This is a genomic window from Stenotrophomonas sp. YJH_SMC_40 (assembly GCF_059368615.1).
Genome location: NZ_JCAFRX010000001.1, coordinates 151,042 through 162,879, shown reverse-complemented (window position 1 = coordinate 162,879; position 11,838 = coordinate 151,042). Strand labels below are relative to the sequence as shown.

At 67.1% G+C, this 11,838-nt stretch carries 9 protein-coding genes; 7 read left to right on the top strand and 2 right to left on the bottom strand.

All coding sequences use genetic code 11. The features are described from left to right. The first annotated feature begins 8 nt into the window (after nt 1–8). From AC5P6X_RS00705 to AC5P6X_RS00685, 5 genes are all read left to right on the top strand, one after another. A complete protein-coding gene (locus tag AC5P6X_RS00705) occupies nt 9–1,286 on the top strand; it encodes an NAD(P)/FAD-dependent oxidoreductase (RefSeq protein ID WP_049451326.1) in 1,278 nt (425 codons plus the stop codon). Between the two features lie 50 nt (nt 1,287–1,336). Next, nucleotides 1,337–2,941, top strand: coding sequence for an MASE1 domain-containing protein (locus AC5P6X_RS00700; RefSeq protein WP_049451325.1), 1,605 nt, complete (start codon nt 1,337–1,339; stop codon nt 2,939–2,941). Between the two features lie 198 nt (nt 2,942–3,139). Further along, nucleotides 3,140–4,693 carry an MASE1 domain-containing protein gene (locus tag AC5P6X_RS00695; protein ID WP_088436325.1) on the top strand — a complete coding sequence of 518 codons (1,554 nt, stop codon included), beginning with the start codon at nt 3,140–3,142 and terminating at the stop codon, nt 4,691–4,693. 96 nt (nt 4,694–4,789) lie between these two features. Beyond that, nucleotides 4,790–6,133: a diguanylate cyclase gene (locus AC5P6X_RS00690; protein WP_088436324.1), complete on the top strand. Its 1,344-nt coding sequence runs from the start codon at nt 4,790–4,792 to the stop codon at nt 6,131–6,133. A gap of 85 nt (nt 6,134–6,218) precedes the next feature. After that, the gene (locus tag AC5P6X_RS00685; RefSeq protein ID WP_004151683.1) at nt 6,219–6,680 is read left to right on the top strand and encodes a bacteriohemerythrin; all 462 of its coding nucleotides are present in this window, start codon (nt 6,219–6,221) and stop codon (nt 6,678–6,680) included. Here AC5P6X_RS00685 and AC5P6X_RS00680 read toward each other — a convergent pair. Continuing rightward, nucleotides 6,661–7,953: an MFS transporter gene (locus AC5P6X_RS00680; RefSeq protein WP_174842179.1), complete on the bottom strand. Its 1,293-nt coding sequence runs from the start codon at nt 7,951–7,953 to the stop codon at nt 6,661–6,663. The genes AC5P6X_RS00685 and AC5P6X_RS00680 overlap by 20 nt on opposite strands. A 156-nt stretch (nt 7,954–8,109) precedes the next feature. Between AC5P6X_RS00680 and AC5P6X_RS00675 the strand changes: the two genes are divergently transcribed. Beyond that, on the top strand, nt 8,110–8,751 hold the full coding sequence (locus AC5P6X_RS00675) for a hypothetical protein (RefSeq protein WP_495215335.1): 642 nt from the start codon (nt 8,110–8,112) through the stop codon (nt 8,749–8,751). Between the two features lie 115 nt (nt 8,752–8,866). On the opposite strand, the gene AC5P6X_RS00670 is transcribed toward AC5P6X_RS00675, so the two are convergent. Continuing rightward, complete coding sequence (locus tag AC5P6X_RS00670; protein ID WP_099605694.1) at nt 8,867–10,363, bottom strand: aldehyde dehydrogenase; 1,497 nt, start codon at nt 10,361–10,363, stop codon at nt 8,867–8,869. Between the two features lie 103 nt (nt 10,364–10,466). On the opposite strand from AC5P6X_RS00670, the gene aptA reads away from it, so the two are divergent. Continuing rightward, nucleotides 10,467–11,819, top strand: a complete 1,353-nt coding sequence (gene aptA / locus AC5P6X_RS00665; RefSeq protein ID WP_049451321.1) for an omega-aminotransferase AptA — start codon at nt 10,467–10,469, stop codon at nt 11,817–11,819. The last annotated feature ends 19 nt before the right edge of the window (nt 11,820–11,838 follow it).

The following is an 11,838-nucleotide window of genomic DNA, read 5'->3' as shown; positions in this document are numbered from 1 at the left end:
GGCCTGCGGTGAGTGCCGCGTTCCCGCCCAGCTGGTATGCCGCCAGCCTGCCCGAACCACCCGCGCTGCCCCAGCTGCGGGGCGAGGTTCAGGCCGATGTCGCCGTGCTTGGTGCGGGCTACACCGGCCTGACCGCGGCCCTGGAACTGGCCTCACGTGGCCAGCGCGTGGTGGTGCTGGAGGCGCAGCGGATCGGTTGGGGCGCGTCCGGCCGCAATGGTGGCCAGGCGCTGGTCGGCTACGGCTGCGAGGTGGACGAACTGGAGCGTCAGCTGGGTCGTGATGATGCACGCCACCTGTTCGACTGGTCGCGCGACGCGGTGCAGGCGATGCGCACGCGCATCGATCGCCACCGCATCGACTGCCATTGGGTTGAAGGCCACGCCAGCGTGGCCATCCGTGAACGCCACGAGCGTGACCTGCACGCCAACTGCGAGCACCTGCAACGCCACTACGACTACCCCATGCAGTGGTGGAGCCGTGACGCTCTGCGCGCGCAGCTGGACAGCCCGCGCTACCGCGCCGCGATGTTCGACCCGCTCAGCGCACACCTGCACCCGCTGGCGTATGCACGCGGTCTGGCCGATGCAGCGCGCGCGGCAGGTGTGGTCATCCACGAGGATTCGCCCGTCGTGCGCATCCAGCGCGGGCCACGGCCGAGCCTGCACACTGCCCAGGGCAGCGTGTGCGCCACGCATCTGGTGGTGGCCGGCAATGCCTGGCTGCAGGGCCTGCTGCCCGAGCTGGAACGGCGGATCATGCCGGTGGGCACCTATATCGGTGCCAGTGAGCCACTGGGCGCAGAACGTGCCCGCGCCCTGATCGGCAACAACATGGCCGTGGCCGACACCGCCTGGGCACTGGACTACTTCCGCCTCAGCCACGACCACCGCCTGCTGTTCGGCGGCCGCGCCAGCTACTCGGCACTGCCCCCGCCCGGCCTGCGCGGGGTGATGCAGCGACGCATGCACGACGTCTTCCCGCAGCTGGCCGACGTGGTGCTGGACCAGGTCTGGGGTGGCTACGTGGACATCACCCGCAACCGTGCCCCGCATTGGGGCCGGCTGGACGGCAACCTGTACTTCGCGCAGGGATTCTCCGGCCATGGGGTGGCCGCCGCCGGACTGGCCGGCGAGGTGATCGCCGCCGCCATCGCCGGCCAGAGCGAGCGCCTGGACGTGTTCCAGCGCCTGCGGCATGCGCCCTTCCCCGGCGGTCGGCTGCTGCGCACGCCCCTGCTGGTGGCGGCGATGTCGTGGTACAAGCTGCGGGATGCGTTGTGGTAGCGGGGCCCTTCCCAGCCACATAATCGGCGCAGGAGCTGGGGAGCACGTGGATGCAGTGGTGGAAGGACGGCCTGCTGTTGAGGATACGGGTCAGCCCAGAAGGGCTGGCGCTGGCGCTGCTCTATGCCCTCGCCTGCTGGGGTGCGCGCAAGCTGTCACTGGACCAGTTCTTCCTGCCTGCCGGCGTGCGGGTGGCCGCGCTGTTGCTGTGCCCGCCCCGTCTTTGGCCCTACCTGCTGATGGGTGAATACGCCTACTTCGCGCATCTGCGCATCCCCCTGATCAGCAAATACAACCTGACCTGGGTAATCCTGGCCTCGGTGTTCCTGATGCCTGCCGTGATGCTGATCGTGCGCCTGCACCGGAAACTGCTGGCACGCACCACGATCGTCGGCGTGATCTCCATTGCGGTATGCGCCGCGACGGTCATCAGTCTGCTCAACCTGGGAATCTCGTACCTGCTCTGGGAGCCGTTGCAGAACGCGTCATTCATCACCAACGTATTGCGCTATGCGCTGGGCGACTTCACCGGCATCCTGATCCTGGCACCCCTGGCATTGCTGTGGATCCGCCGCGCCGAGGAAAAATGGACAACCGGGTCTGTCGCGGCCACGGTCGCAGCACTCGGCGCCATGCTGGTCATTGGCCTGCAGGCGACGCCGGTACCGGCCTCGATCACGGCCCCCGGCTCGCTGCAGCTGCTGTTGATCCTGCCTATTCCCGCGATCGCCCTGACCTGCCTGCTGGGATGGCGCGGTGCGGCCATCGGTGTCGCCGCCGTTAACATGATTCTTGGCCTCAGCACCCCCGCCGACCATCCGACGGCATTCGACCCGGCTACCTTCGCTACCCAGCAGGCCATGGCCATCGCCAGCATCGCCCTGCTGTTGCTGGGCGCTCGCATCACCCACTTCCAGAACCAGCACCGGCTGCGCGAGGAAGATGGCAGAGCGGCCCTGCAGCTTGCGCGGAACTCACACCTGGCCAGCGAGATGGACCTGCGTGAGCGCGCGGCCCATCTGCGCCAGCTGGGCGATGGCATGGACCTGTCGCTGAACGAAATGGTGAACTGGCTGCATGCGCAGGGTCATCACGCCGTGGCCGACAGCCTGCGGCATACCTCGGAGGTGCATTCGCGCCTGTTCCGGGCCCAGGCCAGCATGATCTATCCCGCCGCCCTGGAACAGCTGGGCCTGTACGTGGCGTTGCAGGCTGGCGGGGTGCGCGAGGCATGGAATGCTACGCATCGCATCGGCCAGCCGAGGTTGAAGGGTGACCCCTGCGCACTCGGGGTCGGCCTGCAGCTTGCTGCCTATCGACTCGTGGTCGATGCGGTCTCGCTTCTATTGAAGTGCGAGTGTGGACAGATCTCGGTCAGTATCCGCTGCGGAAGCTCCTTCCGGAAGCGTGGTGCCTTCATCTGCGTGGCTCTTCTGGACCGCCACGCATCACTGGGAAGCCGTGCAAAGGCGCTGGCAAACGAGCAGCTGCTGGGCCGAGTGCTCGCACACGCTGGCTACATGGACCTGAGTGGCAACAGGCTCAGGATGGTGTTGACCGAAGCACGGGACGCTCCCCGCCAGGCAGGCGCTGCTGAAGCCTTGAGGGAAAGCACACGCTCCATGGACGCTGGCGCCCCCCGGGCCGCGATCTGACTATCCCGGTGAAAGGAGCTGCAGATCATTGCGCGAAAGTGATCTTTGGTCGGCGCCGAACCCACCCCGTCAGGATCTGGCGCCGGCGTGCAATTGCGCCCCCCTGCTTCCATCGATACTGTCATCCAATGGCGCGTCATGGCGCGTTCAAGCAACCCGCACGGCCGCTGCCATGTCACGAGCAAGGGAGGCTCGGGTTTGGACCGATTCAAGAAGGCAGTTGAACTGAGCTTCCGTATCCGGCCAGCCGGCATCGCACTCGCGGCCGTCTATGCACTGAGCTGCCTCGGCTCGCGTCAGCTCTCGCTGGATCAGTTCTTCCTGCCGGCGGGCATCCGCGCAGCGGCACTGCTGATCGTCCCGACCCGCCTGTGGCCCTACCTGCTGCTGGGCGAGTACGCGTACTTTGCAACGCTGCGCATCCCCATGATCGACACCTATGGCCTGGATTGGGTCATCCTGGCTTCGACGCTGCTGATGCCGATGGCGATGCTGGTGGTCTACCTGCATCGGATGAGAATGCCGTCCGAAGCAGCCACCGGTCTGTGGCTGCTGTCGCTGTCGTTCTGCACAGCGTTGTTCGTGCCGGGCCTCAACCTGGGCATTTCATATGTCCTATGGTCGAACCCACCACCCAGCAACCTGCTGGACGCGGTCGACCGGACGATCTTTGGCCACTTCGCCGCCATCATCACCCTGGTACCGTTGGCATTCCTCTGGTCGCAGCGGCAGGCCGACCCCGGTTGGACAGACCGTTTCGTCGCCCCTACCGCCTCGGCGATCCTGGTGATGCTGGTGCTGGGCCTGTGCATGCAATTGACACGCGCCGACGCCCACACGACGCGGACACACATGGTGCTGCTGGCCGCCCTGCCCGCCATCGCCCTGACCTTCATGCACGGGTGGCGCGGCGCAGCCATCGCGATTCCGTTGTTGAACCTCCCCCTGCACGGCGCAACGCCCAGCACTGGCCTGCCTTCCTCGTTCGACCTGGGCACGTTCGCCACCCAACAGAACATGGCGGTGATGAGTGTCGCACTGCTGGCACTCGGTTCCAGCATCAGCTATCACCATCAGCGCGCCCGGTCCCGCGGCCTGGCCGAGGCAACCACGCTGCGCCTGGCACGCGGCTCGCTTCAGACCAGCGAGCGTGAGCTGCGTGAACGGGCCGTCCACCTGAAGCACCTGGGCGAGGGCATGGACAATTCGCTCAGCGAGATGGTCAGCTGGCTGAAGTCCCAAGGCCACCATGCGGTCGCAAACAGCCTGCAGCACGCGTCGTCGGTACATTCACGGCTGTTTCGCGAACAGGCCAGCCTGGTCTATCCCACCGGACTGGAGCAGGTCGGGCTCTACATCGCGCTGCAAGCCGGCGGTGCATGCGAAATCTGGAACAACACGCATCGCGTCATTCCACCCAGGCTGGCGGGCAATCCCTGCCTGCTGACCGTGGATCTGCAACTGGCCATCTATCGCTCGCTGATCGAGGCGGTTTCACTTCTGCTGGAACTGGAAACCGGGCAGGTCTGCGTGCGCGCCCGAAGCGGTCGGGCAGGCAAGCATCGCGGCATTGTTGCCGTGGTGAGCCTGCTCGACCGTGGTCGCCCGCTTTCCACGCGTACCACCCAACAGGCCGTCGAGCGCCTGGCCGGACGGATGCTTGCCTACGGCGGAACGGTCCACTGCCGCGGCAATCGGCTGCGGCTGGTCCTGCATGAACCGATCACCCACGCGTCGCCAGCGGCGGCCTGACGCGGAATCTGGCCCGGCGCGCAACGTTCGCCGCTAAAGTTACACTCGAAACCGCCGTTATCCGTGCCGAGCCCCTCCCTCGTGAGCCACCGCATCATGCCCGTCCTGCCGCAGGCCGCCGTCGATGGCGACCTGGCCGATCCGCTGCCGCAGCGGATCCTGCTGGTCGAAAACTCCCGCGCCTTCACCGGCATGCTGCGCGAGGCCATCGAGCAGCGCCTGGAACTGCCGGTGGTGATCGCCTCCACCCTGGCCGAGGCCGACCGCCTGCTGAGCGAAGGTGGCGGCTGGTTCCTGGTACTGACCGGGCTGGTCCTGGCCGATGGCGACCGCGACGCGGTGGTCGAGTTCTTCCTCAAGCGCGACCTGCCCACCGTGGTGGTCAGCGGCGTCTACGACGAGGACCTGCGCAAGCGCGTGCTGCAGCAGCAGATCATCGACTACGTGCTGAAGAACACTCCCGGCAGCATCGATTACCTGGTGTGGCTGGTGCAGCGACTGGAGCGCAACCGGCGCATCGCCGCGCTGGTGGTGGACGACTCACCGTCCGCGCGCGGTTACGCCGCAGCCTTGCTGCGCATGTACGGCCATGAGGTGCACGAAGCGGCCGATGGCAACGAAGGCCTGGCCGCGATCGAGGCGTATCCGGCGATCCGCCTCGCCGTGGTCGACCAGGAAATGCCGGGCATGCAGGGCGTGGAGTTCACCCGCCGCCTGCGCACCCTGCGCTCGCGCGACAAGGTGGCGGTGATCGGCATCTCCGGCAATACCGATGCATCGTTGATTCCGCGCTTCCTGAAGAACGGCGCCAACGATTTCCTGCGCAAGCCGTTCTCGCGCGAGGAATTCTTCTGCCGGGTCTCGCAGAATGTGGACCAACTGGAGCTGATCGGCACCCTGCAGGACCTGGCCACCCGCGATTTCCTCACCGGCCTGCCCAACCGCCGCTGCTTCCTGGAGCAGAGCCAGCGCCAGCTGCCGCAGCTGCAGCTGCACGGCCAGTGCGTGGCGGTGGCGATGATCGACATCGACCACTTCAAGCACATCAATGACACCCATGGCCACGAAGCCGGCGACGATGCGCTGCGCGCGGTGGCCGGCGCGGTGGCCACGCATGCACGCAGCCACGACCTGATCGCGCGCTTCGGCGGCGAGGAATTCTGCCTGCTGGTGCCGGACATGGAGCAGGACGAGGCGCTGCTGTACTTCGAGGAGCTGCGCCAGCGCATCGCCGCGCTGGAGGTGGACATCGGCACCGCCACGCTGCGCATGACGGTCAGCATCGGGCTGTGCTGCCTGCGCCCGCAGCGCGATGCACTGCACCGGCTGATCTCCGAAGCCGACCGCCAGCTGTACCTGGCCAAGGCCGGTGGCCGCAACCGGGTCAGCTGCACCACGGTCGCCAGCCCGCTGCGCCCACGCGAGCCGGCGCTGCCCTGACCGGTACGCTTTGATCCAGATCAACGCCGCCCGCGCCGGGCGGCTCTACAGTCGGCCCCGACATACGCATGAAGGGGAGCCGGGGATGGCACTACTGGTCTGGCAGGACGATCTGAACATCGGCATCGATGTGATCGACCAACAACACCGCCGCATCATCGAAATGCTCAACCACCTGCACGTGGCCCAGGCCAGCATGCAGCGTGCCGCAGTGGGTGAAGTGATCGACGAGGTGGTGGACTACACCATGTCGCACTTCGCGTTCGAGGAAGAGCTGATGGAGGAAGCGGGCTACCCGTTCTGTGCCGCGCACAAACGCGTGCATGAGGTCTTCATCAAGCGTGTCTCGGAGTACCGCATGCGCTTCCAGGCCGGCGAAGACATCAGTGACGAGCTGCGCACCATGCTCTCGCGCTGGCTGTTCAACCACATCCGTGGCGACGACCAGGCCTATGCCGAACAGGTCAAGGCGCACCTGAACCAGTTCGCCCGCGAACACCAGGGCGGCGGCTGGCTGGGTCGCACGCTCAAGCGCTTCTTTGGTTGAGCCGCAGCGCGCGCCGGTGCAGTGCCACCAGCGCGCACAGGGTGGCCACCGCGGTCAGGCACAGGTAATAACCCACCGCAACCAGGCCGAAGCGCTCGGCCAGCCAGGTGGCCAGGTACGGCGCCGGTGCCGCACCAAGGATGCCGGCCAGGTTGAATGACAGCGAAGCACCGGTGTAGCGCACTTCCACCGGGTAGATCTCGGCCAGGAAGGTGCCGCAGGGGCCGTAGGTCAGCCCCATCAGGAACAGGCCCAGGCACAGGAAGGCGGTGACCAGCCACGGGCTGTGCGGCTGGAACAACGGTGCGAACAGTACGCCGAAGCCGACGATCAGTACGCTGGCGACAATCATCGTGCGCCGCGTGCCCCAACGGTCGCCATAGCGCGCCGACAGCGGGATGCCCAGCGCGAAGAACAGCATGCCGGCCATCTGCATCAGCAGGAACTGCTCGCGGCTGTAGCCCAGCACCGCGGTGCCATGACCAAGGCTGAACACCGTCATCAGGTAGAACAGCACGAAGGTGGCGAAGGCGCCCAGCGTGCCGAGCAGCATCGGTACCGGGTGGTCACGCAGTACCGTCCACATCGGCAACCGCACCGGCGCCTTGCGCTCCAGCGCCTTCTTGAAGTCCGGCGTCTCGTGGATGTTCAGGCGCACCCACAGGCCAAGGCCGACCAGCAGTGCGCTGGCCACGAACGGAATGCGCCAGCCCCACTGCAGGAAGTCGTTCTGGCTCAGGCAGCGGCCGAGCACGAGGAAGATGCCGGCCGACAGCAGGAAGCCGAGCGGTGCGCCCAGCTGCGGGAACATGCCGTACCAGGCGCGCTTGCCCGGCGGCGCATTCTCGGTGGCCAGCAGCACCGCCCCACCCCACTCGCCGCCCAACCCCAGGCCCTGGCCGAAACGGCACAGCGCCAGCAGCGCCGGCGCCCACAGCCCGATCTGCGCATGGGTCGGCAGCAGGCCGATCAGCACCGTGGACAGGCCCATGGTCAGCAGCGCGGCGACGAGGGTGGCCTTGCGACCGATGCGGTCGCCGAAATGGCCGAACACCGCCGAGCCGACCGGACGCGCGATGAACGCCACCGCGAAGGTCGCCAGTGACTGCAGCAGGGCCGCCTGCTCACTGCTGTCCGGAAAGAACAGGTGCGGGAACACCAGCACCGCGGCCGTGGCGTAGATATAGAAATCGAAGAATTCGATGGTGGTGCCGATCAGGCTGGCCAGCAGGACACGACGGGGGGAATTCACGGGCGGCGCGGCAGCAGTGATCGTCGACATCGGCAACACGGGTAACGGCGGATCGCCCGATTCTGCCACGGGCCGATGGCCGCACGGGACGATGGTTTCAGCCGACACCGATGCCAACGGAATTTTTCCGGCCGCCGGCTAGGCTGCGCCACCGGTCCCTGCATGGATGCCTTGCCCATGGCTGCAGTTGCGTTGTCATGCTCCGATTTGCCGAAGCTGCCGCGGATGGCGGCGTGGCTGGTGGTACTGCTGGTGCATGGCGGGCTCGCTCTGTGGCTGCTGGACAGCGGCCGGATCGAACTGCGCAGCGGTGAGGGCCCGCGGATCTCGCTGCATTGGCTGCCACCGGAACCGCCGGCGCCGGTACCTCAACAGCCCGCCTTGCCCTCCGCAAAGATGACGCGTCCGGCCGCATCGATGATGCCCCGCCCTGCTCCGGTTGCACAGGCAGAGAGCGCCCTGCCTGCCCCGGGGAACGTGGCTGCAGTGGCGCCACTGATCCTGAGCCTGCCTGCGGGCAGCATCGACGGTGGTGACGGCATCAGCGCAGCTGGCGTGGCGCCGCGCCTGATCGGTCGGCGCGAGGTCCATCCTGCGTTCGGGCCTCGCCGCAATTACTTCCGGATCCGTCGGCAGATGAGCCCCGAGCAGATCGTGCATGGCGTGGCGCAACTGCTGGGGCTTTGGCCGCCGGGATACATCGTCGACCCGTGCGAACTGGGTAAACAGGACATGGACTATTTCCAGAACGCGGTCGAAGAAGCCGACCGCGACATGCTGCGTGCGGCAGTGCTGCAGGTGAGTGCCCGCTGCCGGTAGCTCGACGGCTGTCTGCTTTCTGTAGAGTCGAGCAAGGCTCGACTGCTCTTCGCGAGAAGCAGTCGAGCAGGGCTCGACGCTACAAAGAACGAACAGCGGTCAAGCAGCCACGTCGTTACAGCTGGATCCAGGTGGCCTTGATCTCGCTGTACTTGTCGAACGCATGCAGTGACTTGTCGCGCCCATTGCCGGACTGCTTGTAGCCACCGAACGGTGCGGTCATGTCGCCACCATCCCAGCCGTTCACCCACACGCTGCCGGCGCGCAGCTGGCGTGCGACACGATGGGCGCGGCCGAGGTCGCGTGTCCACAGGCCCGCCGCCAACCCATAGCGGCTGTCATTGGCCACGCGCACTGCCTCCGCTTCATCCTCGAAACCAAGTACCGCCAGCACCGGGCCGAACACCTCCTCGCGTGCCAACGCGTGGTCCGGACGCACCTGGTCGAACACCGTGGGCTGCACATAGCAGCCGCCGGCCTCCACCTCGGCCCGATGGCCGCCGAGCAGCAGGCGGGCGCCCTCGCCTTCGGCCCGTGCGATATCGGCCAGCACCTTGTCCACGTGCTCGGCATCGACCAGCGCGCCCATCGGTGCATCGGCCTCCAGTGGATGCTGCGGCTGCATATGCTGGCCGTAGGCAATCACCTGGTGCACGAAGTCCTCACGGATCGAGCGCTGCACCAGCAGCCGCGAGCCGGCGGTGCAGACTTCGCCCTGGTTGAAGAAGATGCCCTGCGCCACGGCCTTGGCCGCTGCGTCCAGGTCCGGTGCGTCGGCGAACACCAGGTGCGGGCTTTTGCCACCGCATTCCAGCCAGACCCGCTTGAGGTTGGACTGTCCCGCATGCTCCAGCAGCTTCGCGCCGGTGGCGGTGGAACCGGTGAAGGCCAGCACGTCCACATCCATGTGCAGCGCCAACGGTTCACCGACGCGCGTACCGTGGCCTGGCAATACGTTCAGCACGCCGTCCGGCAGGCCCGCCTCAGCGGCCAGCGCGGCCAATCGCAACGCACTCAAGGGCGACCGCTCGGAAGGCTTGAGCACCACCGAATTGCCCATGGCCAGCGCAGGCGCGATCTTCCAGCAGGCCATCAGCAACGGAAAGTTCCATGGCACGATCGCTGCGACCACGCCGGCTGGCTCGCGCGTGACCAGGCCCAGCTCGTGTGGGCCAGTCGGTGCGACTTCGCCGTACAGCTTGTCCACCGCTTCGGCGGTCCAGCGCAGGCAGCGCACCACGCCGGGCAGGTCGATACGGCGTGCGTCGCGCACCGGCTTGCCCATGTCCAGGGTTTCCAGCAGGGCCAACTCATCAGCGTGCTTTTCCACCAATGCCGCCAAGGCCAGCAACACCCGCTTGCGATGGGCCGGGCTGGCCTCTGACCAGTGGCCCGCATCGAAGGCACGCCGCGCCGACCGCACTGCGCGCTCCACGTCCTCTGCATCGCAGTCGGCGACCACCCCCAGCACGCGCCCATCAATCGGGCTGATGCAGTCGAAGCGCGCGCCGCTGGCAGCATCGGTGTAACGACCATCAATGAAGGCCTGTGCGGGTATCGAAAGCTGCTGGGCCAGCACCTGCCAGTGGCTGCGGTCGGGAAAGTCGGCCATGTCGGGCTCCTCGGAACAGTTTCCCCGGTTATACCGGCGCGGCCGCGACTCCGCCGTGACGTGGCTGCGCTACATTTCCCCCATCGGACCCGATGGAGCTGGCATGAAGCGTTCCGCGAGCGACCTGCACGATCTGGCTACCCAACGCCCGGAGTCATTGGAGGCGTACTGGATGCCGTTCACCGCCAACCGCCAGTTCAAGGCCGCGCCGCGCATGCTGGTACGCGCCGAAGGCATGCACTACGAGGACGTCGACGGTCGCCAGATCCTCGATGGCACCGCCGGCCTCTGGTGCTGCAACGCGGGCCATGCCCGCCCACGCATCGTCGAGGCCATCGTCGAGCAGGCACGCACGCTCGACTACTCGCCGGCCTTCCAGATGGGCTCACCGCCGGCCTTCGCGCTGGCGCAGCGACTGGCCGCATTGGCGCCGACGCCACTGAACCATGTGTTCTTCACCAGCTCCGGCTCGGAGGCGGTGGATACCGCGATGAAGATCGTGCTGGCCTACCACCGCCAGCGTGGCGAGGGCCAGCGCACGCGTTTCATCAGCCGCGAGAAGGCCTACCACGGCGTGGGCTTCGGCGGCATGGCGCTGGGCGGCTTGCCCAACAACCGCAGGGCGTTCGGCCTGCAGCTGGGCGGCGTGGACTACCTGCGCCACACCCTGGACCTGCAGCGCAATGCGTTCAGCAAAGGCCTGCCGCGCCAGGGCGCCGAGCTGGCCGATGACCTGGAACGACTGATCGCACTGCATGACGCCTCAACCATCGCGGCGGTCTTCGTCGAACCCATTGCCGGTTCCGCCGGGGTGATTCTGCCGGCGCCGGGCTACCTGCAGCGCCTGCGCGAGCTGTGCGACCACCACGGCATCCTGCTGGTGTTCGACGAGGTCATCACCGGTTTCGGCAGGGTCGGCATGCCATTCGCCGCACAGCGTTTCGGGGTCACCCCCGACCTGCTGACCTTCGCCAAGGCGGTCAGCAACGGCGCAGTGCCGCTGGGCGGCGTGCTGGCCAGCGACGCCGTGCATGCAACCCTGATGCAGGCACCGCCACAGGCCATCGAGCTGTTCCATGGCTATACCTGTTCGGGGCATCCGCTGGCCTGCGCGGCCGCACTGGCCACGCTGGAGGTCTACGCCGAGGAGCGCCTTTTCGAGCGCGCCATCGAGCTGGGCGAGTACTGGCAGGAACGGCTGCATGCGCTGCAGGGCCTCCCCAACGTGATCGACATCCGCAACTTCGGCCTGGTCGGCGCGGTCGAGCTGGCGCCTCGCCGCGATGCGCCGGGCAGCCGGGGCTACGAGGTCTATCGGCGCTGCTTCCACGACGGCGGGCTGCTGGTGCGCTGTACCGGTGACATCATCGCGCTGTCGCCCCCGCTGATCGTGGACAAGGCGCAGATCGACCAGATCACCGGCACGCTGGGCGAGATGATCCGGGCCACTGCCTGAGCCCTGGCCGGTGGCGGCG